This is a genomic window from Breznakia sp. PFB1-19, from assembly GCF_029893935.1.
Taxonomy (GTDB): Bacteria; Bacillota_I; Bacilli_A; order Erysipelotrichales; family Erysipelotrichaceae; genus Breznakia; species Breznakia blatticola.
Window position 1 is genome coordinate 147,877 of the sequence record NZ_JARXXJ010000001.1, and the last position, 22,190, is coordinate 170,066.

The window sequence follows — 22,190 nt, forward strand, 5'->3', positions numbered from 1 at the left end:
AAAATGAATAAATTGAAAAAAGTATTTGCAGTTTTATTAGTTGCGGTGATGTTTTTATCAACAGCTCCAACAGTAAATGCAGCAGGAACAACGATTGATACAACAAAAAGTGTGGACTTCACGATTCATAAATATGACAACACAACTGTAGGAGATACTACAGATGGTACAAAAATTACAGATAATTCATTAGATGGATACACAGCATTAGAAAATGTTAAATTCAAAATGTATAAAACAAATTTGGCACAAACACCAAATGCGTATGCAGAGATGCCATCTGCTGATACAGTGTCAAAAAATAAAAGTACATACGGGATTACTGGTGCAGCTAATTATACATTAATCACAGATGAAGATGGTGAAGCAACTCAAACAGTTCCTTCAGCAATGCAAGGAATATATTTAGTTGAAGAGGTTTCAAACCCAGCAATTAGTAATCCAGCAGATTTAGGGAAACCATTCTTAGTATCACTTCCAACAACGACTAAAGATGGAGATGGATGGAACTACGATGTTCATGCATATCCAAAAAATAAAGTAGTTGATGGACCAGATATTGATAAAGAAGTACTTGATGCAGATAACGGTGTAAAAAAAGGTGTAAATGTTGGTGATGATGTAACTTGGAGAATCACTACAGAAATTTCTGATGATTTATACTTTAAAGATGAAGATAATAAAGAATCATATGCAAAGTTATTCCAAATTACAGATACACTAAATAAAGCATTAACATACAAAAGTATTACGTTTAAAACACGTGTTAATGCAAATGCAGGAGTAACATTAACTCTTACTGAAAACACAGATTATAAAGTTGTTAATACAGCAGATGGTGAGAATACGAAAATGGTGTTCACTTTAACACAAACTGGAATGAAAAAAGTAAAATTAGCACAAAGTGGTAAAGCTACTCACTTTATGGTGGAAGTAACTACTACTGTAAATGAACATGCACTTACTGTTGATGAAGTAACAAATGATGCAACACTTAACTATGAAAATAACTTAGGTGTAGACTTCGAAAAAAATACCAAAGATGATAAACCAACAGATCCAACAAAACCTGGAGTTAATACAGGATCAACAGGATTTACAAAATATGTTTCTGGTACAACAGATAAACTTGCTGGAGTTACATTTGTAATTGCTGATACAAAAGCAAATGCAACAGCTGGAAAGTTCATTAAAAAAGACTCGAAGGGAAAAATCTACTTCCCTGGCGATGCAGGATATGATGCAGCACCAGTGTACGAAGTTACAACTACAGATACTGGTATTGTAAAATTCCAAGGATTGAAATATACTTTAAATTCTACAACTTCATACTGGATTGTTGAAACTAAAACACCAAGTGGATATCAATTATTGGCTGAACCATTTGAAGTAAAAGTAGGAGCAAATTCTAACTTAGACAAACAAATTGGATCAGTAAGTGTATATAACAATAAAAAATTTGCTTTACCAAATACTGGTGGAACAGGTACAGTGGTATTCACAGTTGCAGGTATTGCATTAATGGGAACTGCACTTCTATTGATTAAAAAATCAAAAAAAAGTAAAGTAAACTAATTGTTAGAAAAAGTAAATACATATATTATGTAATCATTCAAATTGAGCGGCATCTAGCCGTTCAATTTGTGATATAAAGGGTGATAATATGAAAGTAAAGAAAACACTTGTGGCATTACTATTTCTTGGCGGATTTGCCTTACTTATGTATCCAGTAGTTTCCAATATACTGGCAACAATGCAAGAAGAGAAGGTCATCGCATCGTATCAGCAAAATATAGATACTTATTCTCAAGAAAAAGTTGACGAAGAAATGAAGAAAGCAAAAGAATATAATGCAAGTATCTCTGGAGAAAATATTCAAGATCCATTTATACAAAATAGTGGGACAGTCTTACCAGAAAATTATTCAGAAATACTAGATATTGGAAATGGTGTTATGGCATATATTGAAATTCCTGCAATTGATGTAAAACTGCCAATTTATCATGGAACTAGTGAAAAGGTACTTCAAAAAGGTGTTGGTCATTTATTGCAAACTTCTCTGCCTATTGGTGGTCCAAATAACCATACCGTACTTAGTGGACATCGTGGTCTTCCTCAAGCAAATCTATTTACTGATTTAGTTGATCTTGAAGTCGGTGATACATTTTATGTCCATGTCTTGAATGACACTTTGAAATATGAGGTAGATCAAATTAAAACGGTGTATCCGCATGAAACAGATGAATTATTACCAGTTGTTGGTGAAGACTATATAACGCTAGTAACTTGTGTGCCATATGGAGTAAATACAGAACGTTTATTGGTTCGTGGAACACGAGTTGCATATGAAGTTGAGCATCAAAACACAGTAAGTAATAATCAGGTGTTAAAACGTAGTATCCGCTGGCCATACATATTTGGTAGTGTAGTTCTTGCAGGCGTAGGAGGTTATATTTACTTTAAAAAAAGGAAGAAGAAGGATGAAAACAAAGAAGAAGGAAGAAAGTAAACATAGGAAGTTTATTTGGATTATTGGGATAATTGTTTTTTTTGTTGGGTTAGGTACATTACTGTATCCACATGTAACACGATTTGTTTTTGATAAAGAGATGAAACAAACAATAAAAGAATTCAAGGTTACATATGACAATAAAAATAAAAAGCAGGTGCGTGTGCAAGAATTATATGATGCACTTCAAAAGTATAATCAAGAGTTATTTGAAAGCGGACAAATCGAATTGAGTGACCCGTTCAGTTATGAACAACAAGGTTTTGATTTATCCGAATATGGGATTGATGATAATATGATTGGATATCTTAGTATCCCAACAATTGATTTAGAACTTCCTATATACTTAGGAGCTAGTGAAGAAAACATGTTACATGGTGCAACTTTATTAACTTATACATCGATGCCAATAGGCGGAGTTAATACGAATGCTGTGGTTGCAGCACATCGAAATCACTATAAAGCAAAGATGTTTCATGACATTGAAGAAATTCATATTGGAGATACAATTTATATACAGAATTTTAAAGAAAAACTTTCATATACAGTTGTAGAGACAGAAATTATTGATCCGACCAGTATTGATAAAATATTGATACATCCAGGTGATGATAGATTAACTTTGTTTACATGCCATCCAATTGATGTATTTAGTCATCGATATGTAGTTTATGCTATACGAACAACAGAATGATATATAAAGTATTAAGTGATTAAGTGAATGCTATATAACCTATTGGATGAAAAATGGAATTCGTGTACAATTAGATAAAGAAGAATTGAGGAGTATCGTTATGAAAAATCTATGTGCAATCGGAGAAGCGTTAATTGATTTTATCCCAGTAGAAAAAGGGTGTCGACTCAAAGATGTTGAAAGCTTTCATCGAGTCGTTGGTGGAGCACCAACGAATGTAGCAGGTGCAGTTGCTAAACTTGGAGGTCATGCTAAAATCTTAAGCCAAGTAGGTGCAGATGCATTTGGTGATCATATTGTTGAAACATTACAAAAAGTCGGTGTGGATACAAGTGAACTACACCAAAGTAAAGATTATGATACATCGCTTGCATTTGTATCATTAGCAGCTAATGGAGAAAGAGATTTTAGTTTCTATCGGAAAACAGCTGCAGATTTACATTACAAACCATCATATGTGACAAATAAGACTCTAGAAGATTGTGGAGTTGTACATTTTTGTTCGGTTTCACTTGTAGATAGTGAAATGAAAGATGCACATACATATGTAATAAAAAAAGCAATCCAACAAAATATTCTTGTTAGTTTTGATCCAAACCTAAGATTTTCTTTATGGGACGATTTAGTTGCGTTGAAAAACGTAGTTCATGAGTATTTACAATACGCTGATATCGTGAAGATTTCACAAGATGAACTTGAATTTTTATTTGATGAAATGAAGATTGAAGAAATCAAGCAACTATTATTTACGTATCGTTGTAAGCTACTGATTATTACAGGTGGAGAAGAAGGCGCAAGTATATATCGTAAGGATACATGCATTACATCGAAAGGAGTAAAAGTAACAGCCGTTGATACGACAGGAGCTGGTGATTCTTTTATTGGAGCTTTCTTGTATAAACTACTTGAAGCAAATGTAGAGAACATCGAAGTAGTAGATGACTTACTACTAAAGGAATTTGCGGATTTTGCAAATTTGTATGCAGCACATACCGTAACACAAAAAGGAGCACTTAGTGTACTAGCAACACAAGCGCAACTTGATACATTTAGTCAAAATCTATAAAAAAAGGCGACCGTGAAATCGGTCGCTTTGCATTATTCAAACATTTGGGTAAGTTGCATTTTAAACGGTTCTTTAGCATACAGTGCGTGTAAGATGTCTGCAGGCATTAAAATACTTTGATTCGCAGATACAGTATGTTCTACATTATCGATAGTAATAATCGCACTTCCTTCTAGTACAGTAACAAGGGCATCCCCTTTTGAGGTATGTGCTCCAATTTCTTCGCCTTGGGCAAATGCAAACAATGTCATCGATACTTTATCATTTTGGACGATGATTTTACTTACGACTTCTCCAGGGTTCGCATTCACTAAATCTTTTAGTTCCATAACTTCACTTGGTGTGATATTCTTTACAACTTTATTCATGATAGCTCCTTTCTAATCTATGATTTTGCCATCGATGCTGATGGTTTTTACTTGCCATGGAATAAACTTTCCACTGTTTTGTAGTGCATGTTTTGCGGCTTGTTCAAGCCCACCGCAACATGGTACTTCCATACGTACAATTGTGACACTCTTTATATTGTTTTGCACAATGATTTGCTCGAGTTTCTCAGTATAGTCACCTTCATCTAATTTTGGACAACCGATAATACAAATGGAATTCTTAATAAAGTCTTCATGAAATCTTGCATATGCATATGCTGTACAGTCTGCTGCAATTAGTAGATTTGCATCTTCAAAATAAGGTGCACTCACAGGAGCTAATTTGATTTGAATTGGCCACTGTTTTAACTGACTTTGACTGCTTACTTGTGTGTTTTCTTGAGTGTTTGCTTGTGGTTGTAAACTTCTTGCCATAGACCCTGGACATCCGCTGTGTGCATGCGCATGTATTGGAACTTCGACATTCGTATGATGTGGATTTCCTTTTTCTGCCATCGCTTTCACATGGATATCAACGGCTTGTTGGTCATAAGCTTCTACATCTTTTTCTTCAATGGTAATTGCACCTGTTGGACAACTTGGTAAACAATCACCAAGTCCATCACAATAGTCTTCTTTGATTAGTTTGGCTTTTCCATTAATCATTGCAATGGCACTTTCGTGACAGGCAACTGCACATGCAGCACATCCATTACATAAATCTTCATTTATCGTTACTATGTTACGTTTCAATTGAATTTCTCCTTTACGTCGTTTGACTTTGTAATGATAGAATACTATAGTGAGTTTAAGAAGTATGTTGTTTTTACAACAGATGGGGTAATTTATGAATAAAATATTTCAAATGATTTATGCACATCCTTTATTCAAGGGATTAAAAAATTCAGAAGTACAAGTAATCTTAGAAAGTTTGCATCGTAAGACATACGACCGTGAGCAGACTGTATTTGCGATGGGAGAATCGCAGTATGCAATTGGTTTCATTTTAAAAGGGAATGTGACCGTTTCAAAACTGGATTACTGGGGAAATCGTAGTATTGTCAATGTATTAGGAAAAGGTGAGATTTTTTGTGAGTCCTTTGCCTTTTCTCGGGTAGAAGAATTACCTGTAAATGTTGTCGCACATAAAGATAGTGATATCTTATTTATTACAGGGGAACAGTTTATTGACTTTGGTGTTCGGTATCCACAACTGATGAAAAATATGATGTATATCCTTTCAAGTAAAAATGTCTTTATGTCACAAAAGATGGATATTTTAAGTAAACGTAAAATACGTGATAAGGTACTTGCATTTCTATCAATGCAAGCCCAGCAACAAAGAAACTATCGTTTTAGTATTCCATTCAATCGAAACGAACTCGCTGATTATTTATCCGTCGATCGCTCGGCTTTGAGTGCTGAATTATCTAAGATGCGTGATGAAGGAATCATTGATTATCATCTTAGTGAATTCACGATTTACTAGTCAACAATAGCCATATAAGTTTTATATTTCTCTCATATACTTTCGTAAATAATAAGGGGAAAATAAGCGATTTTTAACCGTATTTTAACCGAATCTTAACATTCAAATGAAGTATCATAATTGCTATAAAATTCATTAAAGTTTAGTATTGATTTATAGGAAGAAAAGAGTATGATTGTGCTTATGGATTTTTAGGTCCATTCATATTTACATTTGTTAGAATGTTATGGGAAAGGTAATTATGGAGAAGAAAAATTTGCAGATTTATAAACTTCCCCCTCAAGAAGTTTATGAACAACTTGGTAGCAAGCCCCAAGGACTTTCAAGTGATGAACTTGATCGTTTACGTGCTACCTATGGAAAGAATGAAATTGAAGAAGTTAAAGGGGAGCCCACTTGGAAATTGTTTCTAGGTCACTTTACTTCGATGATGGCAATTCTGCTTTGGTTTGGTGGTATCGTTGCGATTATTGCCGAAATGCCAGAGTTAGGTATAGCGATTTGGCTAGTTAATGTCATCAATGGATTGTTTAGTTTCTGGCAAGAATTCCAAGCTGGAAAAGCAACAGACGCATTGAAGAAAATGTTGCCTTCATATGCACGTGTGATTCGTGATGGACAAGAACAACAAATCCTAACAGAAGAGTTATTGCCTGGAGATGTGATGCTTGTCGAAGAAGGGGATAAGATTAGTGCAGATGCACGTCTTGTCGAAACTTCAGATTTTCAAGCGAATCAAAGTGCCTTAACAGGAGAAAGTAATCCTGTGCATAAACAAAGTGATGCGGTACTAAAAGATGATTTAACACGCTTTGAATATCCAAATTTAATCTTTGCAGGTACAAGTGTTTCAAGTGGTTCTGGAAAGGCAGTTGTTACTGCAATTGGAATGAATACCGAATTTGGTAAGATTGCCAATTTAACACAAAACATGGAAGTTGAATCAAGTCCACTCCAAAAAGAATTGGACCGTTTAACCCGTCAAATTTCAATGATTGCAGCAGGAATTGGATTATTCTTCTTTATTGCAGCAATTGTATTTGTACATGATCCAGTAGCGAAGAGCTTTATTTTCGCTTTAGGAATGATGGTTGCCTTTATTCCAGAAGGTTTATTACCAACAGTTACATTATCTCTAGCGATGGCTGTACAACGTATGGCAAAAGAACATGCTTTGGTTAAAAAACTAAGTGCCGTTGAAACGCTAGGTAGTACGAGTGTTATTTGTTCGGATAAAACAGGAACACTAACGCAAAATGAAATGACAGTAAGTGATATTTGGTTACCAAATAAAGAATATAAAGTTACAGGCTTGGGTTACTCAAGTGAAGGAAGTGTCGAACTTGATGGAAAAGCTGTAACATACAAGGATGATAAAGACTTAGATTTATTATTACGTGGGATGGCACTATGTAGCAATGCTAGAATTGTGCCACCAAATGAAGATAATGATCGGTTTACCGTGTTAGGAGATCCAACGGAAGCATGTTTAGGTGTTGTTGCTCAAAAAGCAAAAATTGATTTAACACAACTTGCACAGGAAGCGCCAAGAGTTCGTGAGTTACCATTTGATTCTCGTCGTAAACGTATGACAACGATTCATCAAATGCATCAAGAAGTAGATGGTAGTAAGCGAATTGCATTTATAAAAGGTGCACCAAAAGAAGTGATGGAACTATCTACACATATTATCGTTGATGGTCAGAAAGTGGAAATGAGCGAAGCATATCGTACGAAAATCATGGAAGCAAATGACACGTATGCGCGTAATGGATTACGTGTGTTGGCATTAAGTTATCGACCAATTACAAAGGATAGTAATGTGCCAGTACAAATGAGTGCTTATACACCAGAGATTATCGAACAAGATATGGTCTTTGTTGGGTTAGTTGTTATGCTTGACCCACCACGTCCAGAAGTAGCAGCAGCTGTTGAACTATGTCACAAGGCAAGTATTCGTATTGTCATGGTGACAGGTGACTATGGATTGACTGCTGAAAGTATTGCCAAACGTATTGGTATTGTAAAAGGCGAAAATCCACGTGTAGTTTCTGGAATGGAACTAGAAAGCATGGAAGATGATGAATTAAAACAAGCGCTAAAAGATGAAATTATCTTTGCCAGAGTTGCACCAGAACAAAAATATCGTGTTGTGAGCATGCTCCAAGAAATGGGTGAAACGGTTGCCGTTACAGGAGATGGAGTAAATGATTCACCAGCACTGAAAAAGGCAGACATCGGGGTTGCCATGGGGATCACGGGAACCGATGTTGCCAAAGAAGCTGCAGATATGATTCTTACAGATGATAACTTTGCAAGTATTGTAAAAGCAGTAGAAGAAGGACGTGCAGTATATGCAAACATTCGTCGTTTCTTACTGTATATATTAAACTCAAATATGGCAGAAGCTGTGCCTAGTGCAGCATTCTTATTCTCTGGTGGACTCATTCCACTTCCATTAACAGTTATGCAAATTCTTGCAATTGACCTTGGTACAGATATGCTACCTGCTCTTGGTCTAGGAACAGAACTTCCTGAAGAAGGAATTATGGATCAACCACCGCGTAAGAAATCAGATCGCTTGTTGTCGAAATCTCTAATCATCAAGGCATTCTTATGGTATGGATTGATTGCGGCAGTAATCTCAATGGCAGGATATTTCTTAATTAATATTGCAAATGGTTGGCCAAATGTGCCGCTTGCAAGTAGTGGAGCTGTTTATAAGGAAGCAACAACAATGACGCTAGCAGCAATTGTGTTCTGTCAAATTGGAGCAGTTATTAACTGTCGAACAAATAAACGTTCGGTATTTACCGTTGGTTTATTCTCAAATAAAAAAATCGTATTTGGAATTGTCTTTGAAATCGTGCTTCTTGCATTATTGATGTATGTGCCATTCTTACAAGATGTCTTTAATACAGGACCTCTTGGTTTAACGCAATGGATTATATTGGCACTTATTCCAATTCCAGTTGTAGCACTTGAAGAATTACGTAAGAAAATCATGTATGGAAAAGAAATTGCGAATCAAAAATCATCAAGCAAAGGGGTGAAGTAAATGAATATCATTATCGTCGGTGGCGGAAGAATGGGAAGCGGATTATGCCAAAAACTTTCTTTAGAAGGCCACAAAATTACCTTGATTGACACCAACCAAGAAGTATTAGAAAAACTTGCAAAAACAAGTACATTCACAGCAGTTAATGGATTGGGGTTTGATAAAAAGGTATTAGAACAAGCAGGAATTGAAAGAAGTGATGCATTAATCAGTTGTACCAATTCTGATGAAACCAATGCACTAATTGCAAGAATCTCAAAGAACATCTATCGTGTTCCACATGTTATTGCGCGTTTGTATGACCGCGACAAAGCAAAGATATACTCAATGTTAGGTGTACAAACCATTTCTACAACAGACTGGGGAATCGCAAGAGCTAGTGAGATTATTACATACACTCAACTTGATGGTATTATGTCACTTGGTGGTGGTGTAGAATTAGTAAAAGTGGATGTACCAGCATTACTTGTAGGAAAAACCATTGAAGAAATCAATCGACTTGGAGAAGTACGTGTTGTCTCAATTGAGCGCAACAACGATGCTTTCTTACCAACCAGTGGAACGATTCTTCAACCAAATGATGGATTGTTTATCGCTGTCTTAAATTCTTCAGTAGGTACACTAAAAAGCCTACTGGGAATGAATTAGGAGGTACATCATGAAAGTTATTATTATTGGTGGAGGACAAGTTGGTTCTTACATTACAGATATACTCGTTAAACACGAAATCGATGTAAAAGTTATCGAATCGCGTGAAAAAGTACTACAAAAGATTCGTGGTAAATTTAGTCCAGACATCTTAGTTGAAGGTGATGGTAGTGATCCAGTGATCATGTCACAAGCAGGGATGCAAGATTGTGACGTTGTGGTTTGTGTTACAGGTAAAGATGAAGTTAACCTTGTAAGTGCAACTATCGCAAAATATGAGTTTGGTGTGGACCGTGTAATCGCACGTGTAAATCACCCAAGTAACGAATGGCTGTTTACTTTAGAAATGGGAGTTGATGTGAAAGTCAATCAAGCAGAATTGCTTGCACGGTTAGTAGTTGATGAAATTGACATGCGTAATGTTATGACCTTGATGAAATTAAACCGTGGTGAATACTCAATTAGTCAAATCACAGTTGAAGCAAACTCAATGGCAATTGGAAAAGAAATTAAGGATCTAGCAATCCCTGATAAAGCTGTCTTAATTGCAATCACAAGAAACCATGAAGTAGTCATTCCAAAAGGAAATACGACAATTGAAAGTAATGATCACATCATGTTCTTATGTTATGATGATCAACTTGAAGAACTAAATGCATTATTTGCATAAACATAAAAAACTCATCGTTAGAATATCCATTTTAACGATGGGTTTTTCTTTATTAATGTAATTTACACAATTATATCGCTTTGTGTATTTCAAGTCATAATATGTCAATAATTCATAATATACACGATATACACATAGAATACGTTGTGGTTGTTTTCTTGCTTTGCTATAGTATGTAAAGAAGAGGAGACAATTGAATATGGATGAGGCAACATTAGTAATTGGAGGTTGTACCGTTGTAATTATCGTACTTGTTATCGCAATTATATTAGGATCTAGACACCATGTGAAAAAGGCTGCATTTAAACCAGTGTTTCGCAAAATGGATGACGGTTCATTATGTATGGAATTTTTGAATTTTGGAGGTATCCAAAAAGAGCGAACAAGAAGATTTTATGAAGAATACGCAGTTGGAAAAACAGTTTCTTATCAAGGAATTATATATGAGATTACACAAATAAAAGAAGTCACATATGAAACGCTTGCAAAGAAGTATAATATAAAAATGGTAGTATATTTACGACAAGCGTAAGAAAACCGCAGTTCAAAATTGAGAACTGCGGTTTTTGCTTATATTTATGTGTTATCATCATTTTTTTCATAGCTTAGTAAATCACCAGGCTGACAGTCAAGAGCTTCACAGAGTTTTAGTAATGTATGAACTTTAATGGCTTTTGCTTTTCCATTTTTTAAAATAGACATATTGGGCATATTGATTCCTACAAGTCTAGATAATTCGGTGACGCTCATTTTTCGTTTTGCCAACATTACATCAATGTTGAAAACAATTTTACCTTGTTCTTCCATTAAATTGTCAACTCACTTTCTTCTTGTAACTTTGCTGCTTCATAAATGAAATAACTAAGAGCATAACTTGCACCAGCAACAGCAAGTGCAAAGATAATAGCAGCACCTGAGCCAATGATCGTAGGTGGATCTATATAACCAAGAAATGCCATAATAAACATACCAATACCAAAGTAGATTGCATCAAGCAAAGATAAAACAGAAATACTACGCATGTACTTTGCGGTTTTTCTTGTAAAGTGTTCAAACTTCATGATTTGAATACCAACAGCATATCCAAGTCCAAGAATGATAAGTACAGGAATTCCTGTGCATTCAATGAAAACTAAGACGATATTTTTGATGCTTTCTAATTCTGGAAAACCATGTGCATACTGTTCAGCTAATACTGGAATAAAAAATCCATATAGAAATGCTACGAATACTAAAATCAATGTAATAAATATAAACAAAATGGTTGGAATATGTTTTCCCTTCATAAGTACCTCCATGTTTCTATATTTAAAATACCACAATAAATATTAAAAAACAATACAAATATATCGTTTTACGATAAATAAGTATTGTTTAGCGATTTGTTAGGGTTTTATTACTGCATCAATTTCAGCGATGGTTTGTGCATCTAAGTCGGGTTTATTGAGTGCCTCTATATTTTCAATGATTTGTGAAGGCTTACTTGCTCCAATTAGTACACTGATAATTCCTGGTTCTCTAAATTGCCACTTAATTGCCATTTGTGAAAGTGTCATATTGTTTTTCTTAGCAATTTCATGAAGTGCTTGGATTTGTGGTAATTTTTCTTTCACTCCAGTTTCTTGAAGAAAGCGAGCATCTGTTTTTACACGTGAGTCTTCAGGAATTCCGTGAATGTAACGTTCCGTGAGTAAGCCTTGTGCTAATGGTGAAAAACTGATAATCCCACTACCAGCAGCGATTGCAGTTTCCTTTAGTCCATTTTCTTCAATCTCGCGCACAAAGATGGAATACTTATTTTGATTGATAATACAAGGTGTACCTAACTTGTTAAGTATGTTTAGTGCCTTTTCTAAAGTAGGTCCATCATAGTTGCTCAATCCTACGTATAACGCTTTTCCACTTTGTACAATAGAATGAAGAGCTCCCATTGTTTCTTCAAGTGGTGTATTTGGATCCATGCGATGATGATAGAAAATGTCCACATAATCTAAACCTAGTCGTTTCAAACTTTGATCTAGTGAAGCAATAAGATATTTTCTTGAACCCCAATCTCCGTATGGACCATCCCACATGGTATATCCAGCTTTGGTTGAAATGATTAACTCATCTCGATATCCCGCCACTTCTTCTTTTAGAATCTTGCCAAAGTTTTCTTCAGCACGTCCTGGAATCGGTCCGTAATTATTAGCTAAGTCAAAATGTGTAATTCCATTGTTGAATGCTGTAAGTACTAAGTCAACCATACTTTGATACGGTGTATGATCACCAAAGTTATGCCATAGTCCAAATGATAAAGCTGGCAGTTTTAATCCACTTTTGCCACAGTAGTTGTACTGCATGTTATTGTAACGATCTTTATTTATGTTTTGCATGATATGCCTCCTGTGATAGTGTAGCATATGAATAGAATAATAGAAAACAAGGAAGCTTATCTTCCTTGTCCGGGTCCACCAAAACCACCACCTGGGCCTCCATTCATACCACCACTATTTCCAATGGTTGTGACTGTACTAGTTGGGCTGAATGTTGTTTGTTTGCTACCATCAACTTGTAGTGTATACGTGCTATTAATTGCTAGTTTAGAACTTGCAATAATAAAGGAATTTGCGTTTTTAGCATTTGTTCCACTATAAATTTCATTTCCTTCATCATCAACAATTGAAACATTTGCACCTGCTGCAATGGTTGTATCAAGATTTATCATAACAGTTGTTAGACTTGAACTTTCACTTACATTTAATGCCATTCCGCTTGTTCCATAGGCGATTAATTGACCACCTGAAATTGTAAAACTTCCATCATAATCAAGTGCACCATTTCCATCGTTAGCTGGTCCGTATACAGTAATTGAACCACCTGTGATCGTTGCATCTCCATTTACATCAATTCCATCTCCTTGTGCATCGACAGTGATTGTACCACCACTTATTTGTAAAGTACCTGTTGAGGTAGAAAACATATCATTTCCACCAGGACCACCATTGAATCCTGGAGTACTTGTTTCTGTATTGCTGTCTGTACCACCAGCTGCATTTATCCCATCATCACTAGCGATGATTTGAATATTCCCACCATGGATTTGTAAGTCAGCAGCTTCAAGACCTTCATAAGATTGTTTGATATTTATTGTTCCATCATGAATAAGCAAAGTTGCATCTGCATGCATTCCATCATCAGCAGTTGCTATCGTATAGGTTCCACCATCAATTGTGACATTTTGTGAGTGTACTGCATCATCTGTTGCATCAATATCAAATGTACCATCACTAATAGTGATAGATGTATAGGCTTTGATGGCTTTGTGACTTGTCGCATCAGTTCCAGTTGTTGTAAGAGTATACAAACCACCATGAATTTCTAATATACCTTTGTCTGCTTCTGTATCATTTGTTGCTTTTAGTGCATCATTTACTGCAGTGATAGTAAGCGTTGCATTTTCAATAATGAGAGAATCCTTACCACGAATCCCATCATCATTTGCTTGGATGGAAATTGTAGCATCTTTAATATTTACATCATCTTTTCCACCAATTCCATCTTTGTAGTTTGCTTGAATCGTTAAACTTCCATTTCCGTCAATCACAAGATCATCTTTAGAAAACAGTGTAGCATCCACTTCTTCACTTTCATCAAGAACTGTATATGTGCTTCCATCACTTAGTATATTTTCTGTGTTTTCTTTTAGGGTGATAGTTGTTTCATCCGCATTTTTTATGTACAATGCACTGCTTGTTTCACAGTGAATATCTACATTATCTAAAATGATGGTAACTTTTGCAGTATCATTTGCATCAACAAGGATTTGTCCATTATCAAGTGTTCCACTAATCGTATACGTTCCTGCTTTGGTTATTGTAGCTGTTGTATCGCTAATTTGGACACTTGTATCATCACTGGTAATGGTATCGTTTTTTAAGGTGATGGTTGATCCTGTAGTACTTGTATCAGTTTCTTCTTTTGTGTTTGTCTGACAAGCACTAACAAGCACTAACACAAGTAAGATAGGTAGTATGTGTTTTATATATTTCATGTAGCCTCCTAAAATTCATCTGTATGCATCATATTACTTAACGATATGTTTAAGTTTGCATTACGACAACGTAAACTATCTAAAAGTTCGTGTTTATTTTGACTTTCATAAAGGGTAATCACGTAGGTTAATTCAAAAATGCTGCCAAAGTCTTTTGTACGCATACGAACCAGTTCATATGATTTCGTATAGTCTTTTAAGATTTCGCTAAAGTTTTCTTCTTCATTCATTTCCTCAGGAACAAGCATCACAAGTTTCATTCGTTTTGTGCCACTTGTACTTACTTGTAGTAGGTCCAAAACAAAGAAGACAATACAAATACATACTGTAATGATAATGGCGAATAGGGGAGCTTGTAAGCCACAAGCAAGACCAACCGCTACGCAAAATAGAATATATACAATATCTCTGCTGCTTCCTGGTGCACTCCGAAAGCGAATGACAGAAAATACTCCAGCTAATGAGAATGCACCTGCTACATTGTTTCCAATAAGTAGAAATACGCAACACATTAATACAGGCAGTAACAATAAGCTACTAATCAAGTTTTGCGAATAGTGGTTCTTACTTGTATGTTTATAGGTAAATGCAATACTTGCTCCAAGTACTAAGGCAATGCTCATACTAAGTAGTAGATTTGTGAGCGACAGCGTTGTTGTATCCGTACTCATATTTAAAAGTGTTTCTAACATATAATTCCTCCTGATGTTGTTTCATCTCTTTTCTTTCTTTTGTATATAACTCGTATTCTTTTCCAATCTTGGAAAAACTTTGTTTATATATCTTATGTTTTTGTAGTAGTTTGACTAACCATAATGGAAAACTTTGTTCTGCTTTTATTTCCAATATGTACATGTTCTTTTCTAGTAAACTTCGTTGTTTGTCACGAATACGATTGCTGATGATATTTGTATCAAAGGTGAATCGCAGTCCTTTTTGCACGGTTGAAAAATACGCATATCGTTCATACTGTACATGTACTTTTAACTGTAACCGATGTTTATCAATGGTATATTTCAATTCGCGTAAAACTTGTTGGTTGATGTCTGTAAGGTCACTTGGTAGTTCACCTTTTTCAACAAATGCTTTTGCTTGTTTGAAAGGCATCATAATCCGTCGCTTATTTCCATATTTCTTATACTTCTTTTTGACTTCCACAAAAACCATCGTGTTATCACAAAACGGTTCATATGCGCGAATTCGCAATTTCTCTTTATACAGCGGTTTACTTACGGATCTTTGAATAAAGGTATTGTGAATATCATCGATATAGTAGTTATAGATGGTATAGGGTTTTCCATCTTTATTGTAGATGTCATTTTCGATTGTACCTGCTAGATCTGCAAGTAATGCATCTTTTTGTTGTTGAGTCACTTTGAATTTACATTCATGACGACCAAATACTTCTTTTGCCATAATCTATCCTTTCTGTTGGTAAAGCTCTTGCTTCATCAGTGAGTATACAAAAGAAGTCTTAAAAGAACTTGAAATGAACTTTAAGGTTATTTTAAGAAAGAATGTTATAATCAAAGTGGAAAAACATTATGCGTATATTAATTATTGAAGATGAAAAGAAACTTGCTGATTCATTAGCGCAAGTTCTAAAAAAGCACAATTATATAGTAGACGTTGCATATGATGGAATTGATGGAGAAGAGCAAGCACTTGCAAATATCCATGATTTAATTCTTTTGGATGTGATGTTACCCAAACAAGATGGATTTGAAGTGCTATCTGCTTTACGTGCGCAAGATATTCAAATTCCAATTTTAATGTTGACTGCAAAAGATCGTATCCAGGACAAAATTCGTGGACTTGATTATGGTGCAGATGATTACATTGCCAAACCATTTGATACACAAGAATTGCTAGCACGAATTCGTGCCAATTTACGACGACGCAATGTGGCAATAGAAGATGATGAATTAGTGTTTCATGATATTGTTCTTGATAAAGCAAATCTAATTGTCAAAAGTAGAAATGATCAAATTAGTTTAACTTTGAAGGAAGCAGAAATACTTGAACTACTTATGTCAAACCAACAAAGTATTACCACAAAAGAGTTACTTTTGGATAAAGTGTGGGGATATGACAGTGATGCAAATTTCAATCATGTTGAAGTCTATATTTCCTTTCTTCGTAAGAAACTGAAATATTTAAGTTCAACAACGATCATTCAAACCATTCGTGGTGTTGGTTATAAACTTACGGAGGTGTCCGATGTTTAAAACGTTACGCAAAAAGTTTTTATGGATGAATTTGCTCAGTATTGTTTGTATCCTTTTGGTTGCTTTTTTTGCCGTTGGTTTTATAAGTATTCAAAATACATCAAGAGATATTGATAATGAATTGAGCATGCGTCTAGATGTGCCACGAAACATGCCGGATTTAAAAGGGAAACCAAAAGATGAAGGTCCTGGAAATATGACGTATTTGGTATTGGTAAATCAAAAGAAAGAGATTCTTTCTTTAGATGAACCATCATTTGTATCTATGAGTGAAAGTGTCTATTCAAACTTACTTGAACATGTGGAAATTGAAGATGAAGATGGATATTTCCAACTAGATGGACGTTATTTTGCCTATAAGTTGAAAGCATACGGTAATAATTATTTGGTTGCATTTTTAGATATTAACCAACAAGTTGGTGTGATTACAGAAATGTTGATTGCATTTGGACTTGTGAGTGTAGTTTCTATTGTAGTGGTTGCACTATTTTCTAATTACTTTGCAGGACGAGCAATTGCACCAATTCAAAAGAACTTCAAGAAGCAACAAGATTTTGTTAGTGATGCATCACATGAACTAAAAACACCACTTACCATCATTTCTACAAATGTAGATGCGATTCTTACAAGCAAGGATGCAACTGTAGAAAGTCAGAAAAAGTGGTTAGATAATATTCAAGAAGAGTTAAAACGTACAACGAAATTGACGAATTCCTTACTGTACTTAACCAAAATTGAAGATGAACATGAACTGCAACATCAAGATTTTGATTTCTCACGTGTCGTTGATGAAGAATGTTTAACTTTTGAAGTTCAAGCATTTGAAAAAGAGTTAAGCGTACAAACAAATATTCAAGAACATGTACACATTTTAGGAAATAAAGAATTACTTGAACAAGTCGTACGCTCTTTACTAGAAAATGCATTGAAGTATACACAGGCAGGGCATACAATCCATGTAGATTTACATGTTGACCAAAAGCAGGTGAACCTATCAATCAGTAATCCAAGTCCAACCATACCAGCAGAGAAACAGTCCCGTTTATTTGAGCGTTTCTATCGTGTAGATGATGATCGCAACTCACAAACGGGTGGACATGGCTTAGGATTATCCATTTGCTTACGTATTGTAGAGATGCATAAAGGAACGATGGCAATACATAGTCAAAATGATATATTTACAGTACAGGTTATACTACCTATACAATAAAAAAAGAGGCAGGTCCATTGGATCTGTCTCTTACTGTTGATAGATGTCATCACTTTTTGCTTTTGCACCTTTGATTCGAAAATAGAAAAGTACACAAGCACCAATGATGATGTTGATATAGTATGTTGCTAGTCTCCATATAATCATGATTGGTTTTGCATAATCATGGAAGACAACGGCATACATTAAAATAAACATGGTTTCGGTAAATCCTGTATCACCAGGAAGTGGTGTCAATGCATTTAGCATATGCACAAATGAAGAAATCGCAATGATATGTAGTACATCAATGGCATCAAAAGGCATGTTGTAACCTAGAGCAATGACATAGGGAATACTGTAGAAAATTGTCATACGAATGATATTACATAGAATTCCTTTGACAAGTAATTTCTTGCGTGTTTTCAACTTGATGATTTCACTATGGAAATACTCCAATGAGAGTTTCCATTTTTTTGCTGTTTCTTCTGGTTCTTTTATAATCCGAATTTTGTGTAATAAATTAATGATTTTTGTTGTTAACTTAATAAAGAAGTTTGGAAATTTTGTCATTAACCATAAAGCGACAATTACAGCTGAATTAATCAACCAACCAGCTATGATGAACGGGAAGTACAGCATTATGTTTCCAAAGACAAATTCTAAATTAAACAGCAACATCAAAGCCGCATAGATAATTACAACAATTTGAAACATGAAGAAATCCATCCAAAGCGTACTTGCAATGTCAGGAATTTTCATTCCAATTTGTTTTAAAGCAAAACTTTGTGCAACTTGGCCACCACCAACAGGAGTAACTCCATTAAAGAAAGCAGCAACGTATGCATTTTGAATTCCATCGATAACTCGAATATCTTTTTTATATATTTTCGCACATTGGCTTATAACATATCCTTGTAGTAAATAATAGGTGATACCTAAGCCACAAACAATGAAGACTAGCCATATTGGTATAGCCTTAATGTTTTCAATAACTTGTTGGTAATCATCATGTAAAGCAAACCACAAAGCAAATGTAATAAGAGCAATTAAAAGCAGTGCGTTTAGTACATTTTTTTTGATAGGCAATCCCTCCGAAATTATTGTACCATGAATAACTCAAGTATCCCATAACAAAAATGTAAGGTAAATAGGGTATAATAGATATATGAATGAAGGAAAATTTACAATACGCTTTTTGAGCGTCAACGATATTGACCAATTGGTCGAGTTCGAAACATACAATAAAGAAAATTTTGAGAAGTTTAACCCAACCAAACCAGATAGCTTTTTTACGCGTGAGGGACAAGAAATGCGCATGGAGCATGTACTTGCATTGCGGATGAGCGATCTTGCATATAGTTATGGTATTTTTGTTGAAGATGAATTGATTGGAACTTTTGATGTATTTCAAGTGGAAAGAGGAGCTATGCAAAATGCCTGGATTGGTTATTGTATTGATCAAGACTATCAGCATTTAGGTTATGCAACTGCAGCAATGAAGCAAATTATTCAACTTGCTTTTAGTCAACTTCAATTGCATCGCTTGGAAGCTTGGGTTATGCCATCAAATGAGCAGTCCATTCATTTGCTTGAACGTTGTGGCTTTGAAAAGATTGGTCTAGCAAAGCGAAGTATATATGTACATGGAGCATGGCAAGATCATCTAATTTATGCTTTATGTAATGAACACTACGGGCAATAAAATTGCATTCAACTATTAACCACGATAAAGTATGGATGAAAAGAGGTGGATATCATGTTAGAAGAAAAAATGAAAGCATATGATTTTGCTTTAGAAGATGCGCAAGGACAACTGCATCATTTACATGACTATAAAGGAAAGAAAGTCGTCGTTTACTTTTATCCAAAAGACAACACCCCAGGATGTACAAAACAAGCATGTGCATTTCGTAATGCATTTCAAGATTTACAGGATGAAAATACAGTAGTTATTGGTATTAGTAAAGATGGAAGAGAAAGTCATCAGAAATTTATTGATAAATATGATCTTCCGTTTATCTTGTTGAGTGATCCAAGTCTAGATGCTATTGAAAACTATGGTGTATGGGTAGAAAAGAACATGTATGGAAAGAAATACATGGGTGTTGCTCGTTCAACATTTGTTATCGATGAAACTGGAACGATTATAAAAGTATATAAAAAGGCAAGTCCAGAAAAGAATGCGCAACAAATTGTTGATTACTTAAAAGCACTATAAAGTGAGATGTATGCTCACTTTTCTTTTGGATTTCATGAAAAATCTTAAGAAAAAGTAAATTACGTATAACATCACACAAAAAACACAAAAGATTCTATAGAAGTTTTATTTCGGTTTTGTTAGAATAGCACTAAGAAATTCAATTGTATGGGGATTTCTTACTATACAAAATGTGAAATGATTAGCGATATGAAAGTGGGGACTTATCATGAATTGGTACAATATTTTAAATGAAGAAGAAAAAACATACATGGATGACTATGTAAAAGCAGAAGGTTCATTACTTTCGCTAGCCAAAATGTATAACTTAAGTTATGGTGAAGTGAAAGAAAAACATGAACAAATCTTTTCGAAGATTGAAGATCTTGTAAAAGGTCAAGATGGATTTGATCCAAAAACGATTGAACTTATTGGTAAAGGTGAGTTCAGTTTAGAACTAGCGGATATTTTATTCAGTAAATATCGAAACTAAATCGAGTCGTTTCACAAACATACATGCAAATCGAGAGCAAAAAAGGTAAGTTCACATGGGGTGATTGACTTACCTTTTTTGTTTAATATCCAGTTAATTGTATATACTCTTCCAAACTCACAAAACGATATCCATTTTCAAGTAATTGTGGAATGATTTGTTCAAGTGCAGTTGCACTACTATCATAGATGTCGTGGAAAAGAATGAGTGAATGTGGTTGAAGTGTTGACATTACATTATTAACTGTACCTTGTGGGTTTTGTTTGTTACGCCAATCATTGCTGTCCACATTCCATAAAATGATTTTTTTATCAATTGCTTGAGTAATTGCATCATTATAACTTCCGTATGGTGGTCGAAGATATTTTGTTGTATAGCCACCAGCAGCAATAATCTGTTGGTCAGTTGAGTTAAGTTGTGCCTTCATACTTTCTATAGATAAAGTAGTTAAATCTGGGTGGTCATAACTATGCGAACCAATTGTATGACCTTCAGCTACCATACGCATAAGCAAACCAGGGTTTTGTGCAACCTTTTGACCCAATACAAAGAATGTAGCCTTGATGTTATATTGTTTCAATGTGTTAAGAATGCGTTCTGTAGAGCCATAACCAGGTCCATCATCAAAAGTTAAACACACAATTTTATCACCATTATACTGTGGTATTTGAACAGGGGTGTTCGGTTGCTGATTATTTGCCTCTTGTTCTTGTCGTTGCTTTTCTTCACGTTCTTTACGTTCTGCTTCTTCTTTTGCCTTTTTTTCTTCCTCTGCTTTTTTACGTTCTTCATAAAATCTTCCATTTGGAAAATCAGTTTCTATTACACTAGAAATATCTGGTGTTTGTTTTGTAAATAAGCTTGTTGAATTTTCATATAAAGCAATTGGTGTCATATCTTCTTTGTGCATAATTGTACGAACACCTTCATAGGCAATTACACTTAGTAAGACAACACAAAGAATTGATAGTCCAATTAAAAAAGTACTTTTTCGTTTTCTATTTTTCATATGTATATCATACTATAAAAAAATCCCATTGGGATTCTTTTATGCTCTATGTGAAAATGTTTTGCACGTAATTTTCCAAACACCTTCGATTTTCATTAAGTGGAACATATCGATTACTGTACCTTCTCCATAGAAGCCTTCTACTTGCAAGCAAACAGAAGCAATGTTTCCTTCTACTTGTAAATGTGTAATCACATATTCACATAGATCATGGTTTTCTTCCATTGTTGGTTTACTTGTGATTTCATCATAGAATAATTGTGGTGTAGCCATCACTCCATATTCTTTGATGTATCCATACATTGCTGCATCCCCATAGAAAATACTTTTTAAGGTTTCAATATCTCCTTTGTATACAGCTTCCATATAGCGTTCAACAACTTCAGTAATACGTTTCGCATCAAACTGTTTCATTTGTCGTCCCTCCCTAGTTCTTAGCTAATTCTACTATACCTTAGCATTTCTATACATGCAAAGCAGGTACACGGATTTGAAAAAATCCTTTAGCATTTTCACAATTTGAGCTATCATAGAAT

Annotated in this window: 25 protein-coding genes; 14 read left to right on the top strand and 11 right to left on the bottom strand. The window is 34.8% G+C overall.

The window, feature by feature from the left end; genetic code table 11:
• The first annotated feature begins 3 nt into the window (after positions 1-3).
• The 4 genes from M2098_RS00550 (at position 4) to M2098_RS00565 (ending at position 4,269) form a co-directional block, all read left to right on the top strand.
• A complete protein-coding gene (locus M2098_RS00550; protein ID WP_280680875.1) occupies positions 4-1,575 on the top strand; it encodes a SpaH/EbpB family LPXTG-anchored major pilin in 1,572 nt (523 codons plus the stop codon).
• Positions 1,576-1,663: 88 nt separating this feature from the next.
• Positions 1,664-2,509 (top strand): class C sortase, encoded by an 846-nt coding sequence (locus M2098_RS00555; protein WP_280680873.1) that lies wholly within the window; start codon positions 1,664-1,666, stop codon positions 2,507-2,509.
• Entirely contained in the window at positions 2,481-3,203 is a 723-nt protein-coding gene (locus M2098_RS00560) for a class C sortase (protein WP_280680871.1), read from the top strand. The genes M2098_RS00555 and M2098_RS00560 overlap by 29 nt, the downstream gene beginning before the upstream one ends.
• 100 nt (positions 3,204-3,303) lie before the next feature.
• Positions 3,304-4,269, top strand: coding sequence for a carbohydrate kinase (locus tag M2098_RS00565; RefSeq protein WP_280680869.1), 966 nt, complete (start codon positions 3,304-3,306; stop codon positions 4,267-4,269).
• Positions 4,270-4,301: 32 nt separating this feature from the next.
• On the opposite strand, the gene M2098_RS00570 is transcribed toward M2098_RS00565, so the two are convergent.
• Positions 4,302-4,637, bottom strand: a complete 336-nt coding sequence (locus M2098_RS00570) for a cupin domain-containing protein (RefSeq protein ID WP_280680868.1) — start codon at positions 4,635-4,637, stop codon at positions 4,302-4,304.
• A 12-nt stretch (positions 4,638-4,649) separates the two neighbouring features.
• Positions 4,650-5,390, bottom strand: coding sequence for a 4Fe-4S dicluster domain-containing protein (locus tag M2098_RS00575; RefSeq protein WP_280680866.1), 741 nt, complete (start codon positions 5,388-5,390; stop codon positions 4,650-4,652).
• A gap of 94 nt (positions 5,391-5,484) precedes the next feature.
• Between M2098_RS00575 and M2098_RS00580 the strand changes: the two genes are divergently transcribed.
• The 5 genes from M2098_RS00580 (at position 5,485) to M2098_RS00600 (ending at position 11,034) form a co-directional block, all read left to right on the top strand.
• On the top strand, positions 5,485-6,126 hold the full coding sequence (locus tag M2098_RS00580; RefSeq protein ID WP_134167477.1) for a Crp/Fnr family transcriptional regulator: 642 nt from the start codon (positions 5,485-5,487) through the stop codon (positions 6,124-6,126).
• Positions 6,127-6,367: 241 nt separating this feature from the next.
• A complete protein-coding gene (locus M2098_RS00585) occupies positions 6,368-9,184 on the top strand; it encodes a cation-transporting P-type ATPase (RefSeq protein WP_280680865.1) in 2,817 nt (938 codons plus the stop codon).
• On the top strand, positions 9,185-9,832 hold the full coding sequence (locus tag M2098_RS00590; RefSeq protein ID WP_280680864.1) for a TrkA family potassium uptake protein: 648 nt from the start codon (positions 9,185-9,187) through the stop codon (positions 9,830-9,832).
• 10 nt (positions 9,833-9,842) lie between these two features.
• Positions 9,843-10,502, top strand: a complete 660-nt coding sequence (locus M2098_RS00595; RefSeq protein WP_134167471.1) for a TrkA family potassium uptake protein — start codon at positions 9,843-9,845, stop codon at positions 10,500-10,502.
• Between the two features lie 199 nt (positions 10,503-10,701).
• Entirely contained in the window at positions 10,702-11,034 is a 333-nt protein-coding gene (locus M2098_RS00600; protein ID WP_280680862.1) for a hypothetical protein, read from the top strand.
• Between the two features lie 44 nt (positions 11,035-11,078).
• Here M2098_RS00600 and M2098_RS00605 read toward each other — a convergent pair whose 3' ends face one another.
• From M2098_RS00605 to M2098_RS00630, 6 genes are all read right to left on the bottom strand, one after another.
• Positions 11,079-11,309, bottom strand: a complete 231-nt coding sequence (locus M2098_RS00605; protein WP_134167469.1) for a helix-turn-helix transcriptional regulator — start codon at positions 11,307-11,309, stop codon at positions 11,079-11,081.
• Positions 11,309-11,788, bottom strand: coding sequence for a DUF2975 domain-containing protein (locus tag M2098_RS00610; RefSeq protein WP_280680860.1), 480 nt, complete (start codon positions 11,786-11,788; stop codon positions 11,309-11,311). Before M2098_RS00610 ends, M2098_RS00605 begins: the two co-directional genes overlap by 1 nt.
• A gap of 99 nt (positions 11,789-11,887) precedes the next feature.
• Entirely contained in the window at positions 11,888-12,877 is a 990-nt protein-coding gene (locus M2098_RS00615) for an aldo/keto reductase (protein ID WP_280680859.1), read from the bottom strand.
• Between the two features lie 56 nt (positions 12,878-12,933).
• Positions 12,934-14,535 carry a carbohydrate-binding domain-containing protein gene (locus M2098_RS00620; protein WP_280680858.1) on the bottom strand — a complete coding sequence of 534 codons (1,602 nt, stop codon included), beginning with the start codon at positions 14,533-14,535 and terminating at the stop codon, positions 12,934-12,936.
• A gap of 8 nt (positions 14,536-14,543) precedes the next feature.
• A complete protein-coding gene (locus M2098_RS00625; protein ID WP_280680857.1) occupies positions 14,544-15,227 on the bottom strand; it encodes a DUF4956 domain-containing protein in 684 nt (227 codons plus the stop codon).
• On the bottom strand, positions 15,160-15,951 hold the full coding sequence (locus M2098_RS00630) for a polyphosphate polymerase domain-containing protein (RefSeq protein WP_280680856.1): 792 nt from the start codon (positions 15,949-15,951) through the stop codon (positions 15,160-15,162). Before M2098_RS00630 ends, M2098_RS00625 begins: the two co-directional genes overlap by 68 nt.
• A 128-nt stretch (positions 15,952-16,079) precedes the next feature.
• Here M2098_RS00630 and M2098_RS00635 point away from each other — a divergent pair, with 128 nt between their 5' ends.
• Both M2098_RS00635 and M2098_RS00640 read left to right on the top strand, forming a co-directional pair.
• Positions 16,080-16,763 carry a response regulator transcription factor gene (locus tag M2098_RS00635; RefSeq protein ID WP_280680855.1) on the top strand — a complete coding sequence of 228 codons (684 nt, stop codon included), beginning with the start codon at positions 16,080-16,082 and terminating at the stop codon, positions 16,761-16,763.
• The gene (locus M2098_RS00640) at positions 16,756-17,973 is read left to right on the top strand and encodes an ATP-binding protein (protein ID WP_280680854.1); all 1,218 of its coding nucleotides are present in this window, start codon (positions 16,756-16,758) and stop codon (positions 17,971-17,973) included. The genes M2098_RS00635 and M2098_RS00640 overlap by 8 nt, the downstream gene beginning before the upstream one ends.
• Before the next feature lie 30 nt (positions 17,974-18,003).
• Here M2098_RS00640 and M2098_RS00645 read toward each other — a convergent pair whose 3' ends face one another.
• Positions 18,004-19,041 (bottom strand): lysylphosphatidylglycerol synthase transmembrane domain-containing protein, encoded by a 1,038-nt coding sequence (locus M2098_RS00645; RefSeq protein ID WP_280680853.1) that lies wholly within the window; start codon positions 19,039-19,041, stop codon positions 18,004-18,006.
• Positions 19,042-19,120: 79 nt separating this feature from the next.
• On the opposite strand from M2098_RS00645, the gene M2098_RS00650 reads away from it, so the two are divergent.
• The 3 genes from M2098_RS00650 (at position 19,121) to M2098_RS00660 (ending at position 20,645) form a co-directional block, all read left to right on the top strand.
• Positions 19,121-19,657, top strand: a complete 537-nt coding sequence (locus tag M2098_RS00650; RefSeq protein ID WP_280680852.1) for a GNAT family protein — start codon at positions 19,121-19,123, stop codon at positions 19,655-19,657.
• Positions 19,658-19,711: 54 nt separating this feature from the next.
• On the top strand, positions 19,712-20,173 hold the full coding sequence (gene bcp, locus M2098_RS00655; RefSeq protein ID WP_280680850.1) for a thioredoxin-dependent thiol peroxidase: 462 nt from the start codon (positions 19,712-19,714) through the stop codon (positions 20,171-20,173).
• Between the two features lie 208 nt (positions 20,174-20,381).
• Positions 20,382-20,645, top strand: coding sequence for a hypothetical protein (locus tag M2098_RS00660; protein WP_134167447.1), 264 nt, complete (start codon positions 20,382-20,384; stop codon positions 20,643-20,645).
• 82 nt (positions 20,646-20,727) lie between these two features.
• Here the strand turns inward: M2098_RS00660 and M2098_RS00665 are convergent, their stop codons facing one another.
• Positions 20,728-21,654 carry a polysaccharide deacetylase family protein gene (locus M2098_RS00665; protein ID WP_280680846.1) on the bottom strand — a complete coding sequence of 309 codons (927 nt, stop codon included), beginning with the start codon at positions 21,652-21,654 and terminating at the stop codon, positions 20,728-20,730.
• A gap of 39 nt (positions 21,655-21,693) precedes the next feature.
• Entirely contained in the window at positions 21,694-22,068 is a 375-nt protein-coding gene (locus M2098_RS00670) for a nuclear transport factor 2 family protein (RefSeq protein ID WP_280680844.1), read from the bottom strand.
• Between the last annotated feature and the right edge of the window lie 122 nt (positions 22,069-22,190).

Bases quoted from the DNA above. Each gene is read 5' to 3' on its own strand.
- M2098_RS00565 (WP_280680869.1), top strand. From the start codon at position 3,304: ATGAAAAATCTATGTGCAATCGGAGAAGCGTTAATTGATTTTATCCCA.
- M2098_RS00625 (WP_280680857.1), bottom strand. From the start codon at position 15,227: ATGTTAGAAACACTTTTAAATATGAGTACGGATACAACAACGCTGTCG.
- M2098_RS00620 (WP_280680858.1), bottom strand. From the start codon at position 14,535: ATGAAATATATAAAACACATACTACCTATCTTACTTGTGTTAGTGCTT.
- M2098_RS00550 (WP_280680875.1), top strand. From the start codon at position 4: ATGAATAAATTGAAAAAAGTATTTGCAGTTTTATTAGTTGCGGTGATG.
- M2098_RS00560 (WP_280680871.1), top strand. From the start codon at position 2,481: ATGAAAACAAAGAAGAAGGAAGAAAGTAAACATAGGAAGTTTATTTGG.
- M2098_RS00590 (WP_280680864.1), top strand. From the start codon at position 9,185: ATGAATATCATTATCGTCGGTGGCGGAAGAATGGGAAGCGGATTATGC.
- M2098_RS00595 (WP_134167471.1), top strand. From the start codon at position 9,843: ATGAAAGTTATTATTATTGGTGGAGGACAAGTTGGTTCTTACATTACA.
- M2098_RS00635 (WP_280680855.1), top strand. From the start codon at position 16,080: ATGCGTATATTAATTATTGAAGATGAAAAGAAACTTGCTGATTCATTA.
- bcp (WP_280680850.1), top strand. From the start codon at position 19,712: ATGTTAGAAGAAAAAATGAAAGCATATGATTTTGCTTTAGAAGATGCG.
- M2098_RS00650 (WP_280680852.1), top strand. From the start codon at position 19,121: ATGAATGAAGGAAAATTTACAATACGCTTTTTGAGCGTCAACGATATT.
- M2098_RS00555 (WP_280680873.1), top strand. From the start codon at position 1,664: ATGAAAGTAAAGAAAACACTTGTGGCATTACTATTTCTTGGCGGATTT.
- M2098_RS00665 (WP_280680846.1), bottom strand. From the start codon at position 21,654: ATGAAAAATAGAAAACGAAAAAGTACTTTTTTAATTGGACTATCAATT.
- M2098_RS00580 (WP_134167477.1), top strand. From the start codon at position 5,485: ATGAATAAAATATTTCAAATGATTTATGCACATCCTTTATTCAAGGGA.
- M2098_RS00640 (WP_280680854.1), top strand. From the start codon at position 16,756: ATGTTTAAAACGTTACGCAAAAAGTTTTTATGGATGAATTTGCTCAGT.
- M2098_RS00600 (WP_280680862.1), top strand. From the start codon at position 10,702: ATGGATGAGGCAACATTAGTAATTGGAGGTTGTACCGTTGTAATTATC.
- M2098_RS00660 (WP_134167447.1), top strand. From the start codon at position 20,382: ATGAATTGGTACAATATTTTAAATGAAGAAGAAAAAACATACATGGAT.
- M2098_RS00585 (WP_280680865.1), top strand. From the start codon at position 6,368: ATGGAGAAGAAAAATTTGCAGATTTATAAACTTCCCCCTCAAGAAGTT.
- M2098_RS00605 (WP_134167469.1), bottom strand. From the start codon at position 11,309: ATGGAAGAACAAGGTAAAATTGTTTTCAACATTGATGTAATGTTGGCA.
- M2098_RS00615 (WP_280680859.1), bottom strand. From the start codon at position 12,877: ATGCAAAACATAAATAAAGATCGTTACAATAACATGCAGTACAACTAC.
- M2098_RS00670 (WP_280680844.1), bottom strand. From the start codon at position 22,068: ATGAAACAGTTTGATGCGAAACGTATTACTGAAGTTGTTGAACGCTAT.
- M2098_RS00570 (WP_280680868.1), bottom strand. From the start codon at position 4,637: ATGAATAAAGTTGTAAAGAATATCACACCAAGTGAAGTTATGGAACTA.
- M2098_RS00610 (WP_280680860.1), bottom strand. From the start codon at position 11,788: ATGAAGGGAAAACATATTCCAACCATTTTGTTTATATTTATTACATTG.
- M2098_RS00630 (WP_280680856.1), bottom strand. From the start codon at position 15,951: ATGGCAAAAGAAGTATTTGGTCGTCATGAATGTAAATTCAAAGTGACT.